The 25,989-nt window shown below is 66.8% G+C and carries 22 protein-coding genes; 7 read left to right on the top strand and 15 right to left on the bottom strand.

The features are described from left to right. Window positions 1-54 precede the first annotated feature (54 nt). Window positions 55-843: an IclR family transcriptional regulator gene (locus tag M673_RS19810; protein WP_187301359.1), complete on the bottom strand. Its 789-nt coding sequence runs from the start codon at window positions 841-843 to the stop codon at window positions 55-57. Window positions 844-960: 117 nt separating this feature from the next. On the opposite strand from M673_RS19810, the gene M673_RS19815 reads away from it, so the two are divergent. Beyond that, window positions 961-2,460 carry an AMP-binding protein gene (locus tag M673_RS19815; protein ID WP_244493211.1) on the top strand — a complete coding sequence of 500 codons (1,500 nt, stop codon included), beginning with the start codon at window positions 961-963 and terminating at the stop codon, window positions 2,458-2,460. Between the two features lie 176 nt (window positions 2,461-2,636). Then, window positions 2,637-3,404, top strand: a complete 768-nt coding sequence (locus tag M673_RS19820) for an enoyl-CoA hydratase/isomerase family protein (RefSeq protein WP_061978450.1) — start codon at window positions 2,637-2,639, stop codon at window positions 3,402-3,404. Between the two features lie 74 nt (window positions 3,405-3,478). Here M673_RS19820 and M673_RS19825 read toward each other — a convergent pair whose 3' ends face one another. Beyond that, a complete protein-coding gene (locus M673_RS19825) occupies window positions 3,479-4,315 on the bottom strand; it encodes a transporter substrate-binding domain-containing protein (RefSeq protein WP_061978451.1) in 837 nt (278 codons plus the stop codon). 283 nt (window positions 4,316-4,598) lie between these two features. Here M673_RS19825 and M673_RS19830 point away from each other — a divergent pair, with 283 nt between their 5' ends. From M673_RS19830 to M673_RS19845, 4 genes are all read left to right on the top strand, one after another. Beyond that, entirely contained in the window at window positions 4,599-5,264 is a 666-nt protein-coding gene (locus tag M673_RS19830) for an amino acid ABC transporter permease (protein ID WP_244510316.1), read from the top strand. Between the two features lie 7 nt (window positions 5,265-5,271). After that, on the top strand, window positions 5,272-6,015 hold the full coding sequence (locus tag M673_RS19835; protein ID WP_061978452.1) for an amino acid ABC transporter ATP-binding protein: 744 nt from the start codon (window positions 5,272-5,274) through the stop codon (window positions 6,013-6,015). Window positions 6,016-6,077: 62 nt separating this feature from the next. Then, entirely contained in the window at window positions 6,078-7,238 is a 1,161-nt protein-coding gene (locus tag M673_RS19840) for an alpha-hydroxy acid oxidase (protein WP_061978453.1), read from the top strand. 88 nt (window positions 7,239-7,326) lie between these two features. After that, window positions 7,327-8,757 (top strand): FAD-binding oxidoreductase, encoded by a 1,431-nt coding sequence (locus M673_RS19845; RefSeq protein ID WP_061978454.1) that lies wholly within the window; start codon window positions 7,327-7,329, stop codon window positions 8,755-8,757. Window positions 8,758-8,831: 74 nt separating this feature from the next. Here the strand turns inward: M673_RS19845 and M673_RS19850 are convergent, their stop codons facing one another. The 7 genes from M673_RS19850 to M673_RS19880 all read right to left on the bottom strand — a co-directional run bounded on the left by M673_RS19850 (window position 8,832) and on the right by M673_RS19880 (window position 17,868). Next, the gene (locus M673_RS19850) at window positions 8,832-10,895 is read right to left on the bottom strand and encodes a hydantoinase/oxoprolinase family protein (protein WP_061978455.1); all 2,064 of its coding nucleotides are present in this window, start codon (window positions 10,893-10,895) and stop codon (window positions 8,832-8,834) included. A gap of 62 nt (window positions 10,896-10,957) precedes the next feature. Then, window positions 10,958-11,995, bottom strand: a complete 1,038-nt coding sequence (locus tag M673_RS19855; protein WP_061978456.1) for an extracellular solute-binding protein — start codon at window positions 11,993-11,995, stop codon at window positions 10,958-10,960. Between the two features lie 24 nt (window positions 11,996-12,019). Continuing rightward, complete coding sequence (locus tag M673_RS19860; RefSeq protein WP_061978457.1) at window positions 12,020-12,847, bottom strand: ABC transporter permease; 828 nt, start codon at window positions 12,845-12,847, stop codon at window positions 12,020-12,022. After that, window positions 12,844-13,713, bottom strand: coding sequence for an ABC transporter permease (locus tag M673_RS19865; RefSeq protein WP_061978458.1), 870 nt, complete (start codon window positions 13,711-13,713; stop codon window positions 12,844-12,846). Before M673_RS19865 ends, M673_RS19860 begins: the two co-directional genes overlap by 4 nt. Next, a complete protein-coding gene (locus M673_RS19870; RefSeq protein WP_061978459.1) occupies window positions 13,710-15,740 on the bottom strand; it encodes a hydantoinase B/oxoprolinase family protein in 2,031 nt (676 codons plus the stop codon). The genes M673_RS19865 and M673_RS19870 overlap by 4 nt, the downstream gene beginning before the upstream one ends. A gap of 33 nt (window positions 15,741-15,773) precedes the next feature. Next, window positions 15,774-16,874, bottom strand: a complete 1,101-nt coding sequence (locus tag M673_RS19875; RefSeq protein ID WP_061978460.1) for an ABC transporter ATP-binding protein — start codon at window positions 16,872-16,874, stop codon at window positions 15,774-15,776. A 49-nt stretch (window positions 16,875-16,923) separates the two neighbouring features. Then, window positions 16,924-17,868: a dihydrodipicolinate synthase family protein gene (locus M673_RS19880; RefSeq protein ID WP_061978461.1), complete on the bottom strand. Its 945-nt coding sequence runs from the start codon at window positions 17,866-17,868 to the stop codon at window positions 16,924-16,926. A gap of 143 nt (window positions 17,869-18,011) precedes the next feature. On the opposite strand from M673_RS19880, the gene M673_RS19885 reads away from it, so the two are divergent. Further along, on the top strand, window positions 18,012-18,623 hold the full coding sequence (locus M673_RS19885) for a helix-turn-helix domain-containing protein (protein WP_202814324.1): 612 nt from the start codon (window positions 18,012-18,014) through the stop codon (window positions 18,621-18,623). Between the two features lie 80 nt (window positions 18,624-18,703). Here the strand turns inward: M673_RS19885 and M673_RS19890 are convergent, their stop codons facing one another. From M673_RS19890 to hglS, 6 genes are read right to left on the bottom strand one after another with little or no spacing between them, the layout of a single operon-like run. Further along, window positions 18,704-19,633 carry an electron transfer flavoprotein subunit alpha/FixB family protein gene (locus M673_RS19890; RefSeq protein WP_061978463.1) on the bottom strand — a complete coding sequence of 310 codons (930 nt, stop codon included), beginning with the start codon at window positions 19,631-19,633 and terminating at the stop codon, window positions 18,704-18,706. A gap of 60 nt (window positions 19,634-19,693) precedes the next feature. Next, window positions 19,694-20,440, bottom strand: coding sequence for an electron transfer flavoprotein subunit beta/FixA family protein (locus tag M673_RS19895; RefSeq protein WP_061977240.1), 747 nt, complete (start codon window positions 20,438-20,440; stop codon window positions 19,694-19,696). Then, on the bottom strand, window positions 20,437-21,672 hold the full coding sequence (locus M673_RS19900) for a pyridoxal phosphate-dependent aminotransferase (RefSeq protein WP_061978464.1): 1,236 nt from the start codon (window positions 21,670-21,672) through the stop codon (window positions 20,437-20,439). Before M673_RS19900 ends, M673_RS19895 begins: the two co-directional genes overlap by 4 nt. A gap of 8 nt (window positions 21,673-21,680) precedes the next feature. Further along, window positions 21,681-23,153: an L-piperidine-6-carboxylate dehydrogenase gene (gene amaB / locus M673_RS19905; protein ID WP_061978692.1), complete on the bottom strand. Its 1,473-nt coding sequence runs from the start codon at window positions 23,151-23,153 to the stop codon at window positions 21,681-21,683. A gap of 58 nt (window positions 23,154-23,211) precedes the next feature. Continuing rightward, window positions 23,212-24,618 carry an FAD-binding oxidoreductase gene (locus tag M673_RS19910; protein WP_061978465.1) on the bottom strand — a complete coding sequence of 469 codons (1,407 nt, stop codon included), beginning with the start codon at window positions 24,616-24,618 and terminating at the stop codon, window positions 23,212-23,214. Beyond that, on the bottom strand, window positions 24,615-25,985 hold the full coding sequence (gene hglS / locus M673_RS19915; protein WP_061978466.1) for a 2-oxoadipate dioxygenase/decarboxylase HglS: 1,371 nt from the start codon (window positions 25,983-25,985) through the stop codon (window positions 24,615-24,617). Before hglS ends, M673_RS19910 begins: the two co-directional genes overlap by 4 nt. Window positions 25,986-25,989: the final 4 nt, after the last annotated feature.

A 25,989-nucleotide genomic window follows, 5' to 3' on the forward strand; every position in this document is an offset into this window, starting at 1 on the left:
CGATCCGGATTTAGATCAGCTGGGCCATCAATAGAAAATCCAGAGAGATACTCGCTAACCGGGAAGAACCTGAGAGATCGAGCGCCCCGCCGCGATCAGGGTTGGGATGAAACGATGGATGATCGTTTCCTCGTCATATCGAAACTTGGACGCTCCGAGGCTGACGGCTGCGATCGTCTGTCGATCGCTTGAGACGATGGGGCAGGCGATCGAGATGTCGCCGGAGTAAATCTGCTCCTGCACCAGCGAAAATCCGCGTTCGCGCACCAGCCGGATTTGCCGCCAGATCCCCTCGACGTCGTAGATCGTCTTCGACGTAAAGGCGCGCAGCTGCGAGCGGGCCAGAAGGTCGTTCACCTCCTCGTCCTTCAGAACGGACAGCAAGGCCAGCCCTCCCGCCGTGCAATAGGCCGGAAGGCGACTGCCGACATTGACGTCCGTGTCCAGGACGTTGGGAGAGAGGTAGCGCGAGAGATAGATAATGTCGCCCTCGTCCAGAACGGTGAGCGAGATCGTCTCCTCCGTGGTCCGGTTCAGATGCGACAGGTAGGGGTGGGTGCGCAGCACGAGGGGGCTCGAGCGCGAATATTGGTAGGCCAGGCTCAGCGCCTTCGGCGTCAGCTCGTAGGCTTTCGTGCGCTCGTCTTTTCTCAAATAGCCGAGCTGGCTGAGCGTGTGAATGAAGCGCTGGGCGGCCGAGCGGTCGAGCCCCGTTCGCCCGGCGATCTGGGTCAAGGTCTGGCGCGGGTGAGAGGCGTCGAATGTTCCAAGGACGCGGAACGCCTTTTCCACCGCGCGCACCATCAGCGGATCGCCGCGCTCTTCGGATATCGACTCTTTCATTGCGATCATCCCTATGGCTTATCGCTTATAAATAGCATAAAAATGGGCTTCAAGAAATAACAATTATTGCAATACGATAAAACAGGTGGTCGGATGGATTGGCAAGGGCAAGGCTTTTTGCATCAACTCGCCGAACTGGCGCGGCGGGAGCCCGACCGAATCTACGCAACCGAGTTTCGCTCCGGCGAACTCGTTGCGCACCGGATGGCCGAGATCGCCGAGCGCTCGGCCCTCTTCGCCCGAGGTCTGGCGGAGCGGGGTGTCGGGCAGGGCGATCGCGTCGCCTGCCTGCTCGACACGCATAGCGACCACCTTTGTCTGATCCTGGCCATTGCCCGGCTGGGCGCCATCTGGGTGCCCGTCGGAACCCGCCTCCTGCCGGCGCAGCTCGACTATATGTTTGGTGAGAGCGACGTCGGCCTCGTCGTGGCGGAGGCGAGGCTCACTGATACGGTTCGCGCGGCCCGCCCCGACATGCCGCTGGTTCTGCGCGAGGAGGAAAAGGGCCTCGCCGCCGCGCTCGCCTCGACGGCGGACCTGCCCCAGCCGGAGGTGCAGCCTTCCGACATCCTGATGATCAGCTTCACGTCGGGAACGACGGGGAGGCCCAAGTCCGTGCCGGTCACCCACGCCATGATGCGCTTTGCCGCCGAGGCTGCCGCGCGCGCGGCCAGGGCGGACCCTGGCGAGGTGCTCTATGTCTGGGAGCCGTTCCACCATATCGGCGGCGCGCAACTCATCATCCTGCCGCTGATCCGGGACGTGACGCTGGCGTTGACCTCGCGGTTTTCCGCGTCCCGCTTCTGGGACGAGGTTCGTGCTTGCGGCGCCACGCGCATCCATCATCTCGGCGGGATTCTCCAGATGCTTCTCAAGCAGCCCCCCAGCCCGCGTGATCGCGACCACCGCGTGGCCGTCGCCTGGGGCGGGGGATGCACGCCGCATGTCTGGGAAGCGTTCTCGGACCGCTTCGGCACGCGCATGGTGGAGTGCTACGGCATGACCGAAGCGTCCAGCCTGACGACGATCAACGACGAGAACCGCCCCGGCTTTGTCGGCCGGGCTCTGCCCTGGTTTGACGTCGCCATTCTGGCGCCCGATGGGACGCCCTGCGCGCCGGGCGTGCGGGGGGAAATCGTGGTGACGCCGGTGGGCAAGGGCGCGGCCGCGCTGTTTACCGGCTATCTCAACTCGGAGGAGGCGACGCGCGACGCGCTGCGCGGCGGCCGTCTCCATACCGGCGACCTCGGCGAGATGGACGAGGCGGGGTGGCTGAAATTCCACGGTCGCCTGAAGGAGACGATCCGCGTGCGGGGCGAGAACGTGTCGGCCTGGGAGGTCGAGCATGTCGTCGCCCAGCACGAAGCGGTCGCGGCCTGCGCGGTCATCCCGGTCGAGGCCGAGATCGGGGAAGCGGACATCAAGCTCTTCGTCGAACTCGCGCCCGGCCTGCCGCTCACGCCGCCCGAACTCTTCGAGTGGGTTCGCGGCCGCCTGGCGCCCCATCAGCTTCCCCGACACATCGCCTTCGTCTCCGCCTTCGAGCGCACGCCCAGCCAGCGGATCATGAAGCATCGGCTCGATGCGACCCCTGCGGGTGACTGGACCCGCTCCTGAGGCTGTTTGGAAACTCGGCGGCGGAGGGCCGGCGAGGGATTTTTTGGCGTCGCGAGGCGCCAAACGCAGTCGATGCGAGGGCGCATCGGCGAGGATTGGCAACGAAGCGATGGCGGAAAAGCACCGACGGACCGACCCGCCCGAGCTTCCAAACAGGCTCTAAGAAGGATAGCCCCATGAGCGAACAGACCAATGCGATCCTGGAGCGGATGGACGAAACCGTCCGCGTGATCACTCTCAACAAGCCGTCGCGGCTGAATGCCTGGGACAAGCCGATGCGCGACGATCTCGTGACGGCGATCCTCAAGGCGTCCAAGGCGCCGGAGGTCGAAGCCATCGTGTTGACGGGCGCCGGAGACAGAGCCTTCTGCGCGGGACAGGACCTCAACGAGGGCAAGAGCTTCGACGCCGACCGCGCCGAACTCTGGATCGAGGAGTGGAGAACGCTCTACAACTCGATCCGCCGCTGCGAGAAACCGTTCGTGGTCGCGTTGAACGGTATTGCGGCGGGCTCGGCCTTCCAGGTCGCGCTTCTCGCCGACTTCCGGATCGGGCACGCGCGCTCGCGCATGGGCCAGCCCGAGATCAACAGTGGAATCGCCAGCGCGACCGGCTTCTGGATTCTGCGCGAGATGCTGGGTCTGGCTCGGGCGATCGATCTGGTGCAGACCGGGCGGATCCTCGAAGCGGAGGAGTGCCATCGTCTGGGCCTGATCAACGAGATCGTGGAGCCCGACGCGGTGATGGCGCGCGCCCTCGAACTGGCGCGGTTCCTGGCGGCCAAGCCCAAGCGCGCCTACGCCTTCAACAAGCAGCGCATCGCAGCGGCGACGCAGGCGAGCTTCGACGAGACCTTCGAGCTGGCCCGGCAGATTCATCGCCGCGCCTTCGAAGCGGGCGAGACGCAGGCCGAAATGGCGAAGTTCTTCGATCGCAAGAACTGAGCGCCCACAAGAACCGAGGGCTCAACAGCAAAAAGGCGCCGGGGAGACCCGGCGCCTTTCGATCAGGCTCTCAATCAGAACTCGATGCCTTTCGGAATCGAATCCGTGTCCATCCCGGCGGCCTTGAAACCGTCGATCAGGAGCGGCGCGATGGACTGGTCGGCGCGCTTGCGCTCTCCCCAGGCCTGGAGGAAATCGCGCAGCCGCCCGTCACCGTCCTTGCGAAGGCCGGCAGCGGCGGGGATGCCGCGCTCGGGCGTCGGCACCGTGTAGCCGGAAAACACCTGCGGCGTGGTCGAGAAGGTCTGGAGGCAGATCGGGAGTTCCTGCACGACATAGTCCGCCCGGCCGGACTGGATCGCCATGATCGCCTCGTTCATCTCCTTGAGCGTCATGACCTTGGCGTTCGGCATCTCGTCCTTGATGAACTGGGTCTGCGCGGTGCCGGTGACCATGGCGAAGGTGGCGTCCGGCTTGTTGTAATCCTGCCAGGTCGCGCGCGTTTCGGCCTTCTTGCCGGCGATCACGCAGTCGGTCATGCGGTAGAGCGGTCCGGCCATGTCGAGCGCTTTCTTGCGCTCTTCCGTCGCCGTCATGCCGGGGAAGATGTCGATGCGCCCTGCCTGAAGGTCGAGGACCACGGTCTGCCAGGTCGTCTCGTGCCATTTGACCGTCAGAGGCTTGCCCATCTTTTCCGACAGATCCTTGACCATCTGGCGGCAGACATTGGGTCCGTAACCCTCATAGACCAGATCGCTGCCGGTGTAGAAGGAGGTGGGCTTGTAGGCGTGGACTCCGCCGCAGACGACCTCGCCGGTGCGCTCGATCTTGTCCCAGAGCGCTTCGGCCGACGCGGGCGTGGCCGCGAGGATGCCCAGGGCGGCGAGCCCGATTCCCCAGTGAATGGTCATGCTCATTCTCCCGTATCTGATGTGCGATTGTGCAGGTGCGAAGGGCGCTGCAATCGCAGGCATGGTCTCACACCCAGGATCGTCCAACAATTGAAAATCGCAAAGACGGGTACGAGATTTGTGGCTTCAAGATGAAAAGTTATCGTATAGAAATAAGATTGACGGTTTAGAATGGTTTTTTGCATATTCGCGATCGGACGGGTAGATTTCCCGCAACGTCTCCGCCTAAGCTTGGCTTATCAAAACTCTCTCGCCAGCGGGTCGGATCGACGAAAGCCGGCTGTTGCGCAACGGAGGCTTCATGTACGAGTTCGACTGGTCGGTGGTCTTCGACCCGCAGCTCTGGCTGCAAGCCATGTTCGTCACGACGGCCTATGCCGTGGTGACGACGCTGGTGGGGCTTGCGCTGGGCGTCGTGCTGGGTCTCGTCCTGGTCTCGAGGATACCCGTCCTGGGCCTGATCGTGCGGCTCTATATCCACGTCTTCCGCTGCACGCCGCTCCTCGTGCAGATCGTGTGGTTCTTCTACGCGCTTCCGATGATGACCGGCTTCACCATGCCGGACTGGTTCGCCGCCGGGCTCGGCCTCACGCTCTACATGGCCGCCTTCGCGGCGGAGATCTTCCGGGGCGGCGTGATCTCCATCGAGAAGGGCCAGTGGGAAGCCTCCACCGTTCTGGGCTTCTCCTACGCTACAAAGATGCGGCACATCATCCTGCCGCAGGCGACGCGCCGGATGATCCCGCCGATCGTGAATCAGGCGATCCTGCAGCTTAAGAACACCTCGCTGCTTTCGGTCGTGGCCATGCCCGACATCATGTACGCGGCGGGTGCGCTGACGATGTCGACGTTCCGACCGCTGGAGGTCTACACGTTCGCGGCGCTTCTCTACCTCGTAATTCTGACGCCGGTGACGCTCCTGGCGAACCGTTTCGAACTCAAGCACTGAGGCGAGCGTGATCTCCACCCATCAGCTCCGAAAGTCCTTTGGCGAGCGCGAGGTTCTCAAGGGCATCGACATCGACGTGCAGCAGGGGCAGGTCGCCGTTCTGATTGGCCCTTCGGGCTGCGGAAAGTCGACCCTCCTGCGTTGCCTGAACCTTCTGGAACGGCCGACGGCGGGCGAGATCGAGGTGGCGGGCAACCGCCTGTCCTTCACGCCCGCGACGCGCATTCCCGAGCGCCGCCAAGCCGAGTTTCGCGCCAAGACCGGCATGGTCTTCCAAAGCTTCAACCTCTTCCCGCACATGACCGTGCTGCAGAACGTCGCCTCCGGCCCCTATCTCAACGGGTTGAAGTCGAAAGCCGAGGCGCATGAGCTCGCGACCCGGCTTCTCGTCCGCGTCGGGCTCGCCGATAAGGCGGATCTCTATCCCGCCCAGATCTCCGGCGGTCAGGCGCAGCGGGTGGCGATCGCGCGCGCGCTCGCCCTCGATCCCCAGGTGATGCTGTTCGACGAGCCGACCTCCGCGCTCGACCCCGAACTCGTCGGCGAGGTTCTGGAGGTGATGCAGGGTCTCGCCCAGGACGGCACCACGATGATCGTGGTGACGCACGAGATGGGCTTTGCCCGCAACGTCGCCTCGAAGGTGATCTTCATGGAGGCGGGCATCGTTGTCGAAACGGGGGCGCCGAACGAGGTCCTGCGCGAGCCACGGACCGAGCGGCTTCGCAGCTTCCTGTCGCGGGTCGAGCACTGATGCGACGTTCCGTCGGCGGCTTCCAGGATGGGCTCTCTCCTTCGGAGGCTGGGGTCTGACCCATGCCGTCCCCTCCGACGTTCCGCGATTTCGACGAGGCGCGCAGGGCGGCACGCGCCTTTCTGCCGCGCGCGCTCTTCGATTACATCGACCGGGGCACCGAGGGCGAACGGGCGTTGGCCGCCCTGCGCGAGGGGTTCGATGCAAGGCGCGTCGTGCCGCGAATTCTGCGCCCGGTGTCCGCGCCGGACCTTTCCACCCGCTCCTTTCAGGCTGCAAGACCTTCGCCCTTCGTGATCGCGCCGACGGCTCTGGCCGGGCTGGTGCGGTTCGACGGGGAGGTGCTGGCGGCGCGCGCCGCCTGCGCCGCGCGCGTGCCCATCACCATCTCGACGCAGTCCTCCACGGCGATCGAGGCCATCGCTGAGGGCGCGCCAGGGGCCGAGCTCTGGTTCCAGCTCTATGTCTGGCGGGATCGAGCGGAGACTTGGAGCCTGTTGGAGCGCGTCGCGCGCTGCGGCGTGGACACGCTGCTTCTGACGGTGGACACCCCGGCCTCGCCCAAGAAGGTCCACAACTCGCGCAACGGGTTCGGCATTCCGCTGAAACCCTCCCTTCGGCTGGGCGCCGACCTTGCCCGCCACCCCCGCTGGACGGCGGGTGTGATGGGCCGCTATCTCTTACGTCGCGGCGGGCTGCCCACCTACGCGCATTACCCGCCTGGGGCCGCGCGGTCCGTCGCGTCGGCGATCGGCGACGGGCGCTTCGCCCTGGACATGGTGCTCGACGAACCCTTCGTGCGCGAGCTGCGGCGGCGCTGGAAGGGGCGTCTGATCCTGAAGGGCGTTCTCGCCGCGTCGGACGCGGCGCAGGCTTTCGCGCTCGGTTGCGACGGCGTGGTGGTCTCGTCTCATGGGGGGCGCAATCATGACAGTGCCGTGCGCCCGCTGGAGATGTTGCCCCGCATCCGCGAAGCCGTCGGGCCGTCCGTGACCCTGCTTGCCGACAGCGGCGTGCGGCGCGGGTCCGACGCGGCCAAGCTCTTGGCGGCGGGGGCCGATCTCGTCCTGCTCGGCCGGGCACCGCTCTATGGGCTGGCAGCCGGTGGGCAGGCGGGCGTTGCCGCGATGCTGAACCAGTTGACCGAGGAGCTGCGCGGTTTCCTTGCGTTCAGCGGGGCGCCGAACCTTGCAGAACTTCGATCCTGCGAATGGATCGGCTGAGGCGGCCGTCGCAGCGCCGCCGGCCCTCAGCGCGCCGGCGAGCCCCCAGATGGCAAGTCCGATAGATCAAGAAGAACAGGATGGTCGCATGACAACTCCCATCGCAGCCGAGGATGTCCTGGCGGGGCTCCGCCAGATCGTCGGAGCCCGCAATGTGTTGACGGACCCGTCCGACATGGCGCCATATCTCGAGGATTGGCGCGGCTACAGCAAGGGCACCGCGCTTGCCGTGGTGCTTCCGGGCAGCACGGGGGAGGTGGCTTCCCTTGCCCGGCTCGCCGCCGAGCATGGCCGGTCCCTGGTTCCGCAGGGTGGCAACACCAGCCTTTGCCAGGGTTCGGTGCCGCCAGAGGGCGGAGACGGTATCGTCGTCGCGCTGCGGCGCATGGCCTCCATCCGCGAGATCGACAAGCCGTCCGGCGTCATGCTGGTGGATGCGGGCGCGACCTTGTCGAGCGTTCATGCGGCGGCGGCGGATGTCGAGCGGCGGGTGCCGATCAATCTGGGCAGCGAAGGCACCGCGCAGATCGGCGGTCTCCTGTCCACCAATGCAGGCGGGACCAGCGCCCTTCGCTTCGGTCCGATGCGCGAGCTCGTCTGCGGCATCGAGGTCGTGCTGCCGGACGGCCGGGTGTTCAGCGATCTGCGCGCTCTGCGCAAGGACAACACCGGCTACGACCTGCGCAATCTCTTCGTCGGGGCCGAAGGCACGCTCGGCATCGTCACCGCCGCCGCGCTGCGCATGCATCCCATGCTGCGCGCGTCGGGCCATGCCTGGATCGGCCTGGCCGATTTGGAGGCCGCCGTCACGGTTCTGACCGGGCTGCAGGACCGGTTCGACACCGCCGTCCAGGCCGCCGAACTTCTGTCCGCCAGCCAGGTCGACCTCGTTCTCAACCACATTCCCCGCACCCGGCACCCGCTGGAAACGCGTACCGAATGGTCCTTGCTGGTGGAGCTCGGCAGTTCCGACGCGGGCGCCGATCTGCAAGGGCCGCTGGAGGAATGGCTGGCCGAGCGCTTCGAGGACGGCACCGTGACGGACGCCTTCGTGGCGCAGAGCGAGGCGCAGGGCGGCGACATCTGGCATGTCAGGCATTCCGTTTCGGAGGCCAACAAGATCCACGGCCATTCGCTTTCGCACGATGTCGCCGTGCGCCCCTCGCTCGTGCCGCGCATGATCGAGGCTTGCCGCGAGGGCGTCCAGGCCGTCTATCCCGGCGCCAATATCCTCATCGTCTCGCATATCGGCGACGGCAACGTGCATTTCATCGTCCACTTCACCCATGCGGAATGGGGAGCATTCGACGATCCGAAGGCCGTGACGGACGAGGTGATGCGGATCGTCCATGACCAAGTGGAGGCCTTAGGCGGCACGTTCTCGGCCGAGCACGGGATCGGGCGCAAGCTGAAGGACGAGCTGGCGCGGCGCGCCGATCCGGTTCGCCTGGAATTGATGCGCGCGATACGAGGCGTCATCGATCCCAATCGGCGCATGAACCCCGGCACGATCCTCTGACGACGAGATCTCCGACCACGAAAGCAAAAGGCCCGGATCGCTCCGGGCCTTTTTTCGTTGGAGAACTGGCTGTCTCAGCCGGCGAGCTGGGCCAAGACCGTGCCGTTGTCGCGAACCTCGATGTCCCATCCGGGCAGGATCCAGGTCGTGGTGTCCTCCTGTTCGAGGACGATCGGGCCGGACACTTTCTGCCCGCGTGCCAGTTTGCGCCGATCGTAGACGGCGGCGGCGACGTAGCTTCCCTCGTGCCAGATCTGCCGGTGTTCGCTCGCCTCGGCCTCGATGGCGCCGACCTTCGTCCCGGTCGGAACGCGCGGCAGGTTTGCCATGACGCGCAGGCGCAGCGTGACGACCTCAATCGGGCTGTCCATGTCGCGGAAGCCGTATTGCCGCTCGTGCTGGCGATGGAAGGCCTCGCAAAGCGCGGCGACGTCGATCGCTCCGTTCCTCGTCGGCGCCTCGACATTGATGTCGAAGGCCTCGCCTTCGTAGTGCAGGTCGGCGGTCACGGCGAAGACCGGCTCGCCGAGATTCTGACCCTCGCCCGCGATCCAGGCGCTGCCAGTCTGCATGAGATCGGCCAGCGTGCGGTTCAGGAGGTCGGCCGTGGCGGCGGGGTCTAGGATGCGATGGCGGAGCGAGCGGAGATAGTCGCGCTTGATGTCGGCCAGCGTCGCGCCCATCGCGCAGAACGTGCCCGGGGCGCCCGGCACGATCATGGAGCTCAAGCCGACCTCCGCGGCCAGCATGTTGGCATGGGTCGGCCCCGCGCCGCCGAAGGGCATGAGCGCGAAGGTGCGCGGGTCCTCGCCGCGCTGAGCCAGCGACTTGCGAAGCTCGGTTCCCATCACGGCGGTCGCCACGCGCAGAGCCGCTTCCGCCGTGCGCACGCCCGCGTTCTCGCCCGTGATGCCGACCTTTGCTCCCACACCCGCCAGCGCGTCCAGCGCGGCCTGCCGGTCGAGCTTCATGCGCCCTTCCAGAAAGCGGTCTGGGTCGATCAGGCCGATGGCGACATAGCAGTCGGTCACGCAAGGGGAGGCGCCGCCCCGCCCGTAGCAGACCGGCCCCGGATCGGCGCCAGCGCTGCCGGGACCGACCTTCAGGACGCCGTGTTCGTCCACCCAGATGATCGAGCCGCCGCCCGCGCCGATGGCCGACACGTTGACCACCGGCAGAACCAGCGGAAAGTCGCCGACATGGGTGCGCGTCGTGTATTCCGGGTCGCCGTTGCGCGTCACGGCGATGTCGCTCGACGTTCCCCCCATGTCGAAGGTGATGATGCGATCGACGCCGGCCTGGGAGGCGATGACCTGCGCGGCGACGACGCCGGAGGCCGGGCCGGACAGAACCGTGTCGATCGGTCGATCACGCGCCGTGTCGATCGACAGCGTGCCGCCGTTGGACGAGGTGATGTAGACCGGCATGGTCAGGCCGAGACGGGCCAGCCGCTGCTGCAGCAACGTGAAGTAGCTGGTCATGAGCGGATGAACGTAGGAGTTCAGGAGCGCGACAAGCGTGCGCTCGTATTCGCGCGTTTCCGGCCAGATCCCGGCCGAGGCGGTGACGAGAACCTCCGGCACGCGCGCCGAAAGCCCGTCGACGATGTCCTGTTCGAGCTCGGGGTAGAGATAGGCATGAAGCAGCGTGACGGCGGCGGCCGCCACGCCGCTCGCGCGCAGCCGCTCGGCCAGCGCGTCGAGTTCGGCAGCATCGGGGCGCGAGAGGATCTCGCCCGTCGCCGCGACGCAGGCCCCGACCTCGAACACGAGATCGCGCGGAACGAGAACCTCCTCCTTCTCGGCGTTCATGTCGTAGGAATTGGGCATGCGCGAGCGCGCGATTTCCAGGATGTCGCGAAAGCCCCTGGGCACCACGAGCGCGACGCGCGCGCCCCGGCGCTGGATGATCGCGTTCAGCCCGATCGTCGTGCCGTGGATCACAAGCTCCACGTCGTCGCGCGAAACGCCCGCCTTCTCGATCACCTTGACGATGCCCCGCTCGACGGAGGCGGACGGGTCCGAGGGAACGCTCGGCTCCTTGAAGAAGGTGGTCTCGCCCGTTGCGGAATTGACGAGCACGAAGTCCGTGAACGTGCCGCCGACATCGATGCCGATGCGACATTGGGGTTTCAGCATGGGTGTTCCTGCGTCTGTTCGAAGGTTCGGGCGGGCGCTCTGGTTCGCTGGGCTCGCCGAGTTTACTGGCCGATCTCGCGGTTCCAGCGGTCGATCCATTGCGGCATGCGCTCGGCGACGCCGGCGAAATCCGGCCAGCGGATGGCGTCGATGTCGGGAACGCGCTCCTTCAGCTTGCCGTCGTAGGTGACGTCCTGATTGACGACGGCGTAGCCGATGGCCTGCGCGAAGCAGCTCTGGTTTTCGGCCGCCAGGAGCGTGTCGATGAAGGCCCAGCCGTTTTCCGAACCGTTCTTCACCTTCTGAATCACGGAGGGACTGATGACGCCGCCCTCTTGCGGATAGGCGAACTGGAGGTCGGGGATCGTGCCGTCATGGGCGAGCCAGGCGCGCCCGTCCCAATAGGGGCCGATGTCGGCTTCGCCGGACTGGATCAGCGTCAGGAACTGGTTGATGTCGTTGTAGAAGACGACATTGCCGCTGTCCTTCAGCTTTTTCAGCTCGGCAAACAGCGCGTCGGCATCGTCGATATTGGCGCCATAGAGATTGACGATGTTCCACAGGAGCGCCGTCGGCGTCGTGCTCGACAGGTTGATGCCGGGAAGGGCGGCCACATAGTCCCCATCGATGGCGCCCTGGAAGAAGTCCTTCCAGCTCTTGGGCGGCTCGCTCACGGTCTTGGAATTGTAGGCGAGACCCGCCGCTCCATAGTTGATGACCGTGCCGAAGCCCTTCAGCGGCTCCTTGAAGCGATCGGGCACCTTGACGAGGTTGGGGATCTTGGCGGGATCGAGCGGCTCGACGAGACCGTCGCGGATCGCTGTGTTGGCCGTGTCCATGAGGTTGACGAGGACGTCGATCGGGGGCTTGGCCGGATTGGCCGCGATCTGGCTGATCCATTGCGGCGGGCCGCCGATGATGACCTCGACGCTCTGGCCCGTGCGGGCCGTGTGCGGCTCGGCGTAGCAGCGACGAAAGGCCTGCTCCCAGCTTCCGCCGAAGGCGGTCACCGTGACGTCGGCCGCGAGCGCGGCACCCGAGCCGAGCCAGAGGGCGAAACCGGCGCCGAGAAGGCGCAGGGAAGAGGTCGAGATTCCCATGCAATGGTCTCCGTCTTGGGTTTGTTAGCGGACGTTCTGGTTCACCAGGTGCTTCAGCCCGGTGACGCGCTGGATCAGCAGGAGGGCGAGGATCGCCACGGCGAGCTGAACGGTGCTGATGGCCCCGATGGCGGGGTCGAACTGGTTCTGCTGGTAGGCGAGCATCACCACCGGCAGCGTGTTGGTGGAGGAGCCCGCGAAGAAGAGCGAGATCGGCAGGTTGTCGAGCGACACGAGCATGGAGAACAGGAGCCCGCTGATGATGCCGGGGCGTACCAGCGGCAGCGTCACATGGCGGAACACCTGCCAGCGGGAGGCTCCGAGGATAAAGGCGCTTTCCTCGAAACTTGGGCTCGTGCCCTGGTAGACGGCGATGATCGTGCGGGTGACGTAGGGCACGGAGACGACGACATGCCCGATCAAGAGCGAGGGAACCGAAACGCCGAGCCCCATCCACGAGAGATAGTAGAGAAGGGCCACGCCGAGCAGGATCATCGGCATTGACAGGGGCGCCAGAAGCAGCGTGACGATGGCTTCGGCGAAGGGCGATTTGGATCGCGCCAGGATCAGCGCGGCCGGGAGCGAGATCGCAAGGGCCAGAAGACCCGAGGCGACCGCCACGAACAGGCTGAAGCCGAGCGATGTCAGGAACGGCCGGTACTCGATCATGCGCGCGTACCAGCGCAGCGAAAAGCTCTCGATCGGCAGCTGCACGAAGGCCGCGTCGACGAACGAGAACAGCACCACCACCACGATTGGCGCGAGCAGGAAAACGAAGAAGGCGATGACGAAGGCCGTCAGCAGGGCTCCGGCGAGCCGCGCGCCAGGGGTGTTCGAGGCGGGGCCGCTCATGCGCGCCCCCGCTTGGGGCGCACGAGCCGAAGCTGCAGATAAAGGCAGGTCAGCGCCAGAACGAGGAGGATGTTTCCCATCGCGGCGGAAAGCTTGGCGTTCCCGACGAGCGTGAACTGCTGGTAGATCAGCACCGGAAGGGTCACGACGCTGTTGTTGCCGAGCAGCAGCATGGTCAGGAAGCTGCCGTTGGCCATCATGAAGACGATGATGGAGCCCGTGACGATGCCCGGCAGGCTGAGCGGCAGGGTGATGTTCAGGAACACCCGATGCGGGCCCGCGCCCAGTATCCCGGCCGCCTCCTCAAGCCGCCGATCGACCCCCTGAAGCACGGCGGCGATGGAGATGACCATGTAGGGCACGAGGATATGGACGATGCCGATCATCACCGAGACCGGGCTGTTGATGATGCGCAGCGGCTTGTCGAGAAGGCCCGCGCCCATCAGGACGGTGTTGACCATGCCGCCGCGCGCCAGCAGAACCTGCCATCCGTAGGTGCGCATGATGATCGAGGTCATCAGAGGCGCCACCAGCAGGAAGATCAGAAACGTCGACAAACGGCCCGAGTGCCGCACGAGATGGTAGGCGACGGGATAGCCGATCACGACGCAGATCAGCGTGGCGAGAAGGCTGACCCAGAGGGTGCGGCCGATCACCGAGAGATAATAGCCGTCGGTCAGAAGACGCGCATAGTTGCCGACCGACCAGCCCGCGTCGGTCTGCAGGCTGTTGAGCGTGTTGTCGACGAGCGGCGCGATGAAGAAGAGCATGAGGAACAGCACCGCCGGCGCGATCCCCCACACCTGCGGGGGGATCGACAGGCCGCGACGCCGCTGGATGCTGATCGTCTCGGCCAGGACGCTCATGCGGCGGCGTCCAGGCTGGCGGGAGCGCCGTCGAGTTCGGTGCGAAGCGACGCCAGTTCCCGTTTCATGCGCTCGGCGCAGTCGCCCGTCTCAGCGATCCGCTCGGCGATCGGCGTGGTTCCGGTGCGCGGCACCCCGCCCAGAACCCGGTCGAAGATCGCCGCGCGACGCTTCTGCCGAACGCTGGTGGGAAGCCGGCCGAGAAGCGCGTTCAACACATCCATGATCCCGTCGCCGAACACCGTCTCCCAGGCGTCCCGCTCGGCGCCGAAGGCAAAGCCCCCGCTCTCCGGCGCGGCGCCGGCGCGCCGAGCCTTCGTCGCCTCCTCGTTCACGGCGTCGCCATCGAGGACGACGCCGTAAAGGGCGAGAGCGTCCGCCGCGCCGAGGAAGCCCCGGCGGACATCCTCGCAGACGGCGCGCGCCTCGCGCAGGAACGGGTGGCCGTATCCGCCGCCGCCGGGGGTGCGGATGGTCACGACATCGCCCTTGTCGACGCCGAGCACGTCGAGCTTGCCGACGTCGATCCGCGTTCCGTCCGCGCGGGTCACAAGAACCTGGAACAGGGCGCCCTCGCGTCCGCCTTCCATGCCCCAGGGGGCGAAGCGGAAGCGTTCGGTGCCGCGTCCCAGAACCTGACAATCATCCGCCAGGACCTCGAACTCGAGCGACAGGCCGAGGCCGCCCCGCCATTGCCCCGCGCCGCCCGATCCGGCCCGCAGCGCGAAGGAGCGCACGCGCACACTCGCGCTGCTTTCCACGGTTTCGATCGGATTGTTGGCGAGGTTGGCGATGCCGCTGTCCCGTCCGTCCACGCCGTCCGCCCCCATGCGTGCGCCCGAACCGCCCACGAGCGGTTCCAGAACCAGCACCTTGCGCCCGCCCGTCTCGCGATTGGGCTCGGTAAAGACGACCGGCACGGTCACGCCGCCGCTCGGCGCCTTCATCAGGTGCGGCGCCGCCTTGGCCAGAACGCCGTTCAGAACATCGTTGACGCGCGTCGCCGTCGCATGGCGCGCCCCGACCGCCGCCGGGTAGACCGGATTGACCACGGTTCCGGCCTCGGCCGCGACGGTGAAGTTGCGGTAGAGACCGGCATTGATCGCGACGGTCTTGTCATAGGTCAGGATGAAGGCGATGAGGCGCAGAGTCAGCCAGGGATGGCGCTTGCCGCCCGTCGGGATGTTGTAGGCGGAGGCGACCTGTCCGTCCGTGCCGGCATAGTCGAGATGCACGAGTCCGTCCGAAACGGTCATGCGAACCTTCAGGCGGATCGGCACAGGCGAGGTGAAGTCGTCGTCGAGATAGTCGGAGAATTCGTAAGTGCCGTCGGGGATGCGGCGCAGCACGGCGCGCGCCTTGGCGCCGGCATAGGCCTGCAAGGCCTCTTGGCTTTCCACGAAGGCCTCGACGCCGTGCTGGGCGATGAGGTCGGCGACGCGCGCCTCGCCGGTGGCGAGCGAGGCGATCATGGCCTTGATGTCGCCGGCATTGTCGCCCGGCGTTCTGGAATTGGCGCGGAAGATGCGCAGGAAGTCGCGGTTCTCGCGGCCGCCCACCATCACCTTGACCGGCGGAATCAGAAGACCTTCCTGATGGATCTCGGTGTTGGACGGCGAGATGGAGGAGGGCACGCGCCCGCCCACGTCCGAGCAGTGGATGAAGCACCAGCCATAGGCGACGATCCGCCCCTCGTGGAAATAGGGCTGGATCATGTGGAGGTCGGGCAGGTGGGTGGCGAGCCCTTCCGTCTCGAACGGATGGTTGGTCATGATGACGTCGCCGGGCGCCAGATCGTCGAAGGCGGCGATGGCTGGCATGCAGTCGAGGTCCATGTAGTTGGACACGCCGATCGCGCGCGGATAGCCGAAGAACTTGCCCGTCAGGTCGGCCAGGGCCGTCGCGAAGTCGGCGGTTTCCTTGACGAAGAGCGTGCGGCCCGTGCGCTGGAGCGTGTGGCTCATCTCCTCGGCCGCCGCGCCGACCTTGTTGCTGAGGATCTCGAGAGTGATGGGATCGATGCTCATGGAGGGCCCTTTCCGTCTCAGGAATTGCGCGTGTCAGGAATTGCGTGCGAAGAGGTTTTGCGCGCCGACCGGCCATTCGACCCAGACCGGCGTGCCGGGCGCCCAGCGCGCGCCCAGATCCCCGTCCCGCCCGTGCTCGAAGACGTTGAGCGGGGGCGCCTCGGGGCCGAGCGACACGGTGTAGTCGTGGCATGCGCCCCGGAACACATGGCCGCTGATCGTGCCGGGCAGGACGATCATGCCATCGGACGATGCGGGCGGTCCGTCCGACAGGCGGATGCGCTCGGGCCGGATGCCGAGCGTGACGGGACCCGACAGCGCGCGGCCGTCGGACGCGACGGGAACCGGCTCGAGGCCGGGAAGGCAGAGCTCGACCCGCCCGTCCTGCCTCGCCATGGCGGGCAGATTGTTGGATGCGCCGAGAAAGTTGGCGACGAAGCCGCTTGTAGGCCGCTCGTAGATTTCCTCGGGGGTGCCGACCTGCCGGATATGCCCGCCTTCCATGACGACGACCTTGTCGCTCATGGTCAGCGCCTCGTCCTGGTCGTGCGTGACGAGAACGGCCGTGATCTGAAAGTCCTGCTGGATCTGCCGCAGCTCGGCCTGCATGCTCTGGCGCAGGTTCTTGTCGAGCGCGCCCATGGGCTCGTCGAGGAGAAGCACCGCCGGCTCAGTGACCAGCGACCGCGCGATGGCCACGCGCTGCTGCTGGCCGCCCGACAGTTGCGAGGGCATGCGCTCGGCATGTTGCGACAGGTGAATGAGGTCCAGCATGCGCCGGACCTTCTCAGCGATCCGCCCCTTGTCCATCCCCGCCATTCTGAGGCCGAAACCGATATTCTCGGCGACCGTCATGTGCGGGAACAGCGCGTAGTTCTGGAACACCATGCCGAGTTTGCGCCGGTTGGGCGGCAGCCGGGTGACGTCCCGGCCCCCGAGCAGGATGCGCCCGCGCGTCGGACTGTCGAACCCCGCGACGAGGCGCAATGTCGTCGTCTTGCCGCAGCCGGAGGGGCCGAGCAGCGAGACGAATTTTCCAGGCTCGATCTGGAGGTCGATGTCATAGAGGGCGGTGATGGGCCCGAAGTCGCGGCCAACGCCCTCCAATTGCACCGAAACCGGCGATGTCGACATTCTGTCCTCCTGCGGTCTCGTTGGATGGGCGGTGCCGACTGCGCGTCTCTCAGGCGGGAACGGCGTTTGCGCCAAGCCGGGCGCCCTGGCGCTGAGGTCCTGCCATCGCCTCCGCGCGGATCACACTGAGGGCGTGGTCCATCAGCGCTTTGGTGCGCTCGCCAGGCGCCAGCAGCGGCAGCGCCACGCCGCCCATTGGCGAGCCGAGCGCCCCCAGCATGGCCTTCAAAGGCCCCGGATTGGTTTCGTTGAAGAGGGCTTCGAAAATGGGAAGCAGCTTGCGATGCAGCGCGATGCCTTCGGCGAACGCGCCTTTGGCGAGCGTGTCGTGAATGCGGATCCAGTATTCGGGCAGAAGGGGCGCGCTCGCCAGGACGCCGCCGCGCGCGCCATGCATCACATGGATCGCGTAGAGCATGTCGTCTCCCGACAGAAGCGAGATCCGATCTTCCACGGCGTCGGCCAGACAGTTGAAGTAATGCGCGTCCGTGTTGCAGACCTTGGCGCCGATCACGACGCCCTCCCGGGCGAGCGTGGAAAGCGTGCTGGTCGCGGTCTTGAAACCCGTCCGGGCGGGGATGTCGTAATAGATCAGGGGCAGGTCGACGCGCGAGCGATAGGCTCGCATATATTGCAGAACGCCTTCCTGCGTGGGGATCACGTAGAACGGCGTCACCAGCATGAGCCCCGCCGCGCCGACGGCGCGAAACGCTTCGCCGATGCCGACCGCCTCGGCGAAGCCGGTGGACAGGACGCCCGGCAGCACGGGAACCGCGCCCTTGGCGGCCTCGACGGTGCGCCGGACCACGGCGACGCGATCCTCGGGGGCAAGCGCGGTGTATTCGCCCGTTCCCCCCATCGGCACGAGGCCCGTCACGCCGGCGGCGAGATTGCGCTCGATCAGATCCGTCAGAGCTTCGAGATCCGGCCGCCCATCCGCTTGGAGAGGTGTGGGAAGAGCCGGGAGAATTCCCCGAAGATCGTCAGCATGCATGGCCTGCGTCCCGTTTTATCGATGTTGTCGCAGAGACTACAAATTGTCCTATACGAAAATCAATAGTATTATTGTGCTGCATTGCACCTTTGACGAAATTCGCCTAATGGATGTGCATTCCGATGCTCTCAACGGCGGCTTCCATGGATTTCGACATAACCGCGTCGCGTTCTCCGCAACCGGCCTGGTCGGCGCCGCAGGAGCCGATCGACGTCGGGGGCCGCATCGCGCAGCTTCGGGCCGATCATGGATGGACGCTGCAGCAGGCGGCCCGCCAGACCGGCGTCGCCTTTTCGACCCTGTCCAAGATCGAGCGCCACGAGCTTTCGCCCACCGTGACGACGCTGACGAAAATCGCGCATGGAATGGGCCTGACGCTGAGCCAGCTTCTGGAGTCGCCGCGTCCGCCCATGGGAATGGCCCGGCGCAGTCTCTCGCGGGCGAGCGAGACCAAGAGCACGGCGACGGGCGCCTGCGACAATGCCGTGCTCTGCAGCGATCTCAAGAACCGGCGCATGACGCCGATCCGCACGCGGGTCCGCGCGCGGGACCTGTCGGCCTACGAGGAATGGGCGCGCTACGACGCCGAGATTTTCCTGACCGTCCTCAAGGGGACGCTCATCCTCCACAGCCAGAATTACGAGCCGACAAGACTGGAGACGGGCGACTCCATCTATTACGAAGCCTCGACCGGCCATCTCTGGACATCGGAAGGCGACGAAGACGCCATCGTCCTCTGGGTCTATGCGGAATAGGATCGGCGAGCAGCGACGCTCCGGCCGTGCGCTAAGAAGCTCCCCGACCAGCCAACCCTACGGGATCTTGTCAGGTGCTCTCAGAGCTTGGACGTAAGTTCGGGCACAAGCGTGAAGATATCGCCGACGAGGCCATAGTCGGCGACTTGGAAGATCGGCGCGTCCTCGTCCTTGTTGATGGCGACGATGACCTTCGAGTCCTTCATGCCCGCCAGATGCTGGATGGCGCCCGAGATGCCCGCCGCGACATACAGATCCGGCGCCACGACCTTGCCGGTCTGCCCCACCTGCCAGTCGTTCGGCGCGTAGCCCGCGTCCACCGCCGCCCGGCTGGCGCCCACCGCCGCGCCCAGCTTGTCGGCCAAAGGCAGCATCACCTCCTCGAACTTCTCTCGGCTCCCCAGCGCCCGCCCGCCCGACACCACGATCTTGGCGCCCGACAGCTCCGGCCGCTCGGAATGGGCGACCTCCTGTCCGACAAAGCGCGACACGGCCGGGTCGGCGGCGGCCGACACGCTCTCCACCGGCGCGGACCCGCCCTCGCCGGCGGCCGCGAAGGCGCTGGTGCGAACGGTCAGGAGCTTGATCGCGTCCCGCGAGCGCACGGTCTCGATCGCGTTGCCGGCATAGATCGGGCGCTCGAACGTGTCCGCGCCGTGCACGGCGATGACGTCCGACACCTGCATGACGTCGAGAAGCGCGGCCGCGCGCGGCAGGACGTTCTTGCCCGACGCCGTGGCGGGGGCGACGATCGCGCCATAGCCGGGGGCGAGCGCAACCAGCAGCGCGGCCAGCGGCTCGGCCAGGGCATGGCCATAGAGTGGGGCGTCGGCGAGCAGCACCTTGGCGACGCCTGAGAGCTGGGCGGCGGCGTCCGCCACCGGCGCGCAACCCTCGCCGGCGACGAGAAGATGCACCTCGCCGCCCAGCTGCAGCGCGGCGGTCAGCGCCTTGGCGGTTTCGCCGGACAGATGCGCGTTGTCGTGTTCGGCGATCAAAAGCGTGGTCATGGAAGGAACCTCGAAAACAGATGGAAGCAGGATCGGGCGGCCCGGCTCAGACGAGACTCGTCAAACCAGCCCGGCGCCCTTCAGCGCCGAGACCAGCTCGTCCACCGAGCCGAGCTTGACGCCGGCCTGCCGGCCCTTGGGCTCGGCCGTCTTCAAGACCTCCAATCGGGGGCTGGTGTCGACGCCGTAATCGGCGGCGGTCTTCTCCTCCAGCGGCTTCTTCTTGGCCTTCATGATGTTGGGCAGCGAGGCATAGCGCGGCTCGTTGAGGCGCAGATCCGTGGTGACGATCGCCGGCAGCTGGAGGCCCACCGTCTGCAGGCCGCCATCCACCTCGCGCGTGACGCTGGCCGCGCCGGCCTCGATCTCGAGCCTGGAGGCGAAGGTGCCCTGGCTCCAACCGAGAAGGCCCGCCAGCATCTGGCCGGTCTGGTTGCAGTCGTCGTCGATCGCCTGCTTGCCGAGGATCACCAGATCGGGCGCTTCCGCCGCCACCACGCCCTTCAGGATCTTGGCCACGGCCAAGGGCTCGACGGGCCCTTCGGCCTTCACCAAGATGCCGCGATCGGCGCCCATGGCGAGCGCGGTGCGGATCGTGTCCGCCGCCTGCGCCGAGCCGACCGAGACCGCCACGATCTCGGCCGCGCCGCCCTTTTCCTTCAGCCGAACCGCCTCTTCCACCGCGATCTCGTCGAACGGGTTCATCGACATCTTCACATTGGCCAGCTCGACACCCGAACCGTCCGACTTCACCCGGATCTTCACGTTGTAGTCGACCACACGCTTCACGCAGACCAGAATCTTCATGCGGTGTGTCCTTCCGTCAGCAGCGAACAGGCTTGAGCGATGCGATCGAGGGCTTGGCGCAACTCCTCGTGCGACGTCGCATAGGAAATGCGGAAGTAGCCGGACAGGCCGAAAGCCGCGCCCGGCACGACCGCGGCATCGACCGCGTCGAGCAGATAGGCGCAGAATTCGCGGTCCGTGCGCAGCGTGCGTCCGTCCGGCGCGCGGCGTCCGAGCAGGCCCTCGCAACTGGCGAACGTGTAGAACGCGCCTTCGGGCTTCCGGCAGGACAGGCCCGGAATGGCGTTCAGCGCATCGACCACGAGGTTGCGGCGGGCAGCGAAACTCTCGCGGCGCGCGGCGAGAAAGTCCTGCGGCCCGTCCAGCGCCGCGATGGAGGCGGCCTGCGTCACGGAGGAGGGGCAGGAGGTCGACTGGCTCTGAACCACGGCCATGCCGGCGATCAGCTCGGCCGGGCCGCCGGCATAGCCGAGGCGCCAGCCCGTCATCGCATAGGCCTTGGACACGCCGTTGACGGTCAGGCTGCGGGTCTTCAGCGAGGGATCGAGAGCCACGGGCGTCACGAAGCGAAAGCCGTCGTAGACGATGTGCTCGTACATGTCGTCCACCATCAGCCAGACATGCGGATGGCGGTGCAGCACCTCGATCAGCGGACGATAGTGCTCCTCGCCATAGGCGCTTCCGGTCGGGTTCGACGGCGAGTTGACGAGGAGCCAGCGCGTCTTGGGCGTGATCGCGGCCTCCAACGCCTCGGGCGTCAGGCGAAAGCCCGTTTCGGCACCGCAGGGAACGGCGACGGGCACGCCGCCGGCGATCCGCACGATGTCGAAATAGCTGGTCCAGCAGGGCGTCGGGATGACGACCTCGTCGCCCTCGTTGAGGCTCGCCATCATGGCGTTGTAGAGGATCTGCTTGGCGCCGGCCGCCGCCGTCACCTCGTTCTGGGCGAAGTCCAGTTCGTTCTCGCGGCGGAACTTGTCGCGGATGGCCCGCTTCATTTCGGGCGATCCGTCGAGCGCGGTGTATTTGGTCTCGCCGCGCCGGATGGCGGCGATCGCCGCCTCCTTGATGTGATCGGGCGTGTCGAAATCGGGCTCGCCCGCGCCCAGAATGACGACCGGACGCCCCTCGCGCTTGCGGGCCGCCGCATGGGCGGTGATCTGAAGGATTTCCGAAACGCCGAGTTCCTCGATCCGCCGCGCCGGGCGGAAGCTTGGCCCTGTCCCGTTCATGACGCGCCTCAGATCTCGAACACCACGCCCTGCGCCAGCGGCAGCGCGCGGGAGTAGTTGATCGTGTTCGTGGCGCGGCGCATATAGGCCCTCCAGGCGTCGGAGCCGCTTTCGCGCCCGCCCCCGGTTTCCTTTTCGCCGCCGAAGGCTCCGCCGATCTCGGCGCCCGAGGTGCCGATATTGACGTTCGAGATGCCGCAGTCCGACCCCGAGGCGGACAGGAACATCTCCGCCTCGCGAAGGTCCAGCGTGAAGATCGAGGAGGACAGGCCCGCGCCGACCGCGTTGTGCTTCTCGATCATGTCGGCGAAGTCGCCGTAGCGCATGACGTAGAGGATCGGGGCGAAGGTCTCTTCCAAGACGGGGCCGGTCTGATCGAGCATCTCGACCAGCGCGGGCCTGACATAGAACGCACTGTCCGGCCCGGCCTCCGCCACCCGTTCGCCGCCATGGACGACGCCGCCCGCCGCGCGCGCCGCTGTCAGAGCCCCGTTCATGGCCTCGAAGGCCGCCCGATCCACCAGCGGGCCGACCAGGGCCTGGGTGGTCAGAGGGTTGCCGATGGAAACGGACCCGTAGACCTTTCGAAGGCGAGGCACGAACGCGTCGTAGACGCTCTCATGCACGAAGAGCCGGCGCATCGTGGTGCAGCGCTGGCCCGCCGTGCCCATGGCACCGAAGGCGATGGCCCGCAGCGCCATGTCGAGATCGGCGGACGGGCAGACGACGCCCGCATTGTTGCCGCCGAGCTCCAGGATGGAGCGGCCGAAACGGGCCGAGACCTTCGGGCCGACCTGCCGCCCCATGCGGGTCGAGCCGGTCGCGGAAACCAGGGCAACGCGGTGGTCCTCCACCAGCGCCTCGCCGAGATCGCGGCCGCCGATCAGCACCTGCGACAGGCCGTCGGGTGCATCGCCGAAGCGGGCGAGGGCGCGATCGAGGATCGCCTGCGAGGCCAGCGCCGTCAGCGGCGTCTTCTCGGACGGTTTCCAGAGCACCGGATTGCCGCAGACAAGCGCGAGCGCGGCGTTCCAGGCCCAAACGGCCACGGGAAAGTTGAAGGCTGAGATGACGAGAACGGGCCCCAGCGGATGCCAGGTCTCCATCATGCGATGGCCGGGCCGCTCGGTCGCGATGGTCAGACCGTAGAGCTGGCGCGACAGGCCGACCGCGAAGTCGCAGATGTCGATCATCTCCTGCACTTCGCCAAGACCCTCGGAGGGGCTCTTGCCGGCTTCGATCGATACGAGGCGCCCGAGGTCCGCCTTCGCGGCGCGAAGCTCCTCGCCCAGAAGCCGCACCAGCTCGCCGCGACGCGGGGCGGGAACGTCGCGCCAAAGCCGGAAAGCGCGAACCGCGCGGCCGACGGCCTCCCCGGCCGCCGCCGCATTCTGCTCCGGCAGCGCGGCGATGGCCTCGCCCGTCACCGGCGAGAAGCTCGTCAGCGTTCCGCCCGTGTACAAGCTGGAGGAAACGCTCATGCGGCCCAGCAGGTCGGCCGTGTCCTTGGCGATGGTGTCGGTCAATCTCGTGTCCTCGTCAGTCGAAGCGGGCGGCGCCGATGCGCGTGTCGCCCGAAGTTTGCAGGATCGCCGCCGACCACGCCTTCAGCCGTGGGTCGGAATAGGCATCGAAATAGGCTTGGTTGCGCCGTCCAATGGCGTGTTCGGCGCTGAAGCTTCCACCGAACTCCTCGACCGCCACGGCGATGACGCGGTCGCGCAGCGCCTTCTCGGCCGCCTCGTCGCTCGCCCAGCGACTGCCGAAGGGAACGACGAGATTGAAATGCAGGCCGCCGTCTCCGAAATGCCCGAAATCGCAGACGCGGATCTCGGGATGCAACCGCGCCAGCTCGCGCTGCATGTGAAGGCGAAAGGGCATGGTCTGCCCCCGCCGGAAGCCGAGGTCGAAGGCGATCAGCTTTCCGGCGGCTTTCACCCCTTCGGACAGGGCATGACGCAGCGCCCAACCGCGCTCGGGCGGCCCGAAGCGGGCGTCGAGGAGCAGATCGGGCTCTTCCTCCATCAAGGCGGCAAGGCCGGACTGGAGCAGGTCTTCGAGCGGAACCTCCCCCTCCAGCGCGGGCATGGTCCGGGCGATCTCGACGAGCATGGCGTAGTCGGGGATCGGATCGGGAGAGAAGGGATTGCGCAGGGCCGGGACATGGGCGAGAGCGGCTTCCACCGCGCCCGACGACATGCCCTCGAACGCGCTCAGCATGGGACCGAAGCGGCGCTCCATCGCGCGCAGCACGGGCAGCACGGCCTCCGGAGCGGCGGGAACCAGAAGCGCCACGGCGGTCTCGCGCGGCAGGGCCGAAACGCGAAGCTCGGCTTCCGTCACGACGCCGAACGCGCCGCTTGTGCCGATCAGAAGATGTTTCCAGTCCGGCCCGGTGTTGTTCTTGCGCACGCCCCCGCCCAGACGAACCACGCGCCCGTCCGGCAGGACGGCCGTCAGACCCAGAACATTGGCCCGCACGTCGCCATGGCGCAGGAAGCGCGCGCCGCCGGTGTTGGTGGCGATCATGCCGCCGATCGACGGGTCGGCTGAGAGATCGATGGGAAAGACCATGCCTTCGGGTTCGAGCCGGGCGTTGAGGTCGGACAGAAGCAGGCCCGCGCCGACGCGCACCGCTCCATTGTCGATATCGAAGGCGAAACTCTTCAGCCGCTCCAGGCTGAGCACGAGATCCTGGCCCGCGCCATCCGGCGTCGATCCGCCCACGAGCCCGGTATTGGCGCCCTGGGGAATGATCCGAACGCCGCTTTCGGCGGCAAGCCGCAGGCACGCGGCGACTTCCGCCGTATCGGCGGGACGAAGCACCGCCAGGCATTGCCCCTTGTCGTAGCGCGCGCCGTGTTCGTACCGCTCGCGATCCGCCGGGTTCTCGATCACGAATTCGGCGCCCAGCGCGCCTCGCAGCGCGTCGAGAAGGGCCGTCATGCGAGGGACGAGCCGCCGGCGAGGCAGGCGTCGAGGGATGCCTGTTCGATGGCGGCGTAATGGGCGAACTCGTCCAGAACCGGCGCGCCGAGATCGGCTTCGAAGCGCCGCTGGTTCGGGCTGGCCACGAAGCTCTGCACGCTTTCATCGCCGAGATTCGACTGGAAGATGCCGGCTGCCGAAACGGGAAGGAAATCCTCGTAGACGATGGGCGAGCAGCGCAGCACGCCCTGGTCCAAAAGGGCTTCGAGATCGGGCGAGGGGATGCCGGCCGCGCTTCCCCGCCATTCGAAATAGCCGAGCCCCTGCCGGCGGATCTCGCGCCAGTCGTCCGGGAAGGCCTCGAAGACCTCCGCCAACACGCGCTCGTACTCCGCCGCGTTGGAGCCGTCCGCCGCCGGGGTGATCCGCGAGCGGACCTTCGTCAAAAGGCTGTCGTAGAGGGCGCGCCCCTTCGGGGTGAGGGCGATGCCCCGCGCCTCGATCTCGCCGAAGCGCGCCGTGTGCGAGCCTCTGGCCGCCTCGGCACCCGGGAAGGTCACGGCCTCCTCCAACGCCTTGAACGAGGTCTGGCGCAGGAGGATCGGGCACCGGCGCGTCGGCGGGCCTTCGATCACGGCCTTGGGCTGAATGCCCTTTTTCGGCATGTCGGCTTGCACCGCGTCGATATCCAGCGTGCGCGGCGTCAGATGGTTGATATGCGGGCCCTTGAAGGACACGACGTCGGCGACCAGACGGTGGGCGTCGTGCAGCCGCCCGTAAAGATCGGCGCTGACCAGAGCCTCGGGATGCCAGCGGAAGGTTTCGAGCGCTTCCGCCACGAACCGGTCCGCATCCTCGTCCGACAGGCCGCCCTCGATCTCGGCCTTCTCGATCAGCGCGAGGCAGCCGGGCGTGAAGATATCGCGCGTTGCGAGAACCGCTTCCGCTTCGGCTCGCAACGCCTCGTCGTCGATGAGTTCCAGGCGCAGGAGGGAGGTGAAGACGCGGAACGGATTGATGCGCAGCGCAGCTTCGCCCACGGGGCGGAACGCGGTGGAATGAACGGGCACGCCGGCCTCGGACAGATCGTAATAGCCGACGGGCACCATGCCCATCACCGCGAACAGTCGGCGGATCGTGGCCAGTTCGCGCGCCGTTCCCAAGCGGATGGCGCCGTGACGCTCGTCGCCGATGCGGCCGAGCTGTTCGGTTTCCGCCAAATCCTGCGCCAAGCGCGTGTCTCGTTTCAGGACATCGCCGTTCACCTCGCCGACGAGTTCCATGAGCGAGCCGTAGGCCGGAACCTCCCGGCGATACATGGCCGACATGGCGTTGGAAAATCGAGCGCGAATGGCGTCGGGGGAGGCGAGGCGGCTTTCGGTCATGGCG

The organism is Aureimonas sp. AU20 (genome assembly GCF_001442755.1).
In the GTDB taxonomy this organism is placed as follows: domain Bacteria; phylum Pseudomonadota; class Alphaproteobacteria; order Rhizobiales; family Rhizobiaceae; genus Aureimonas.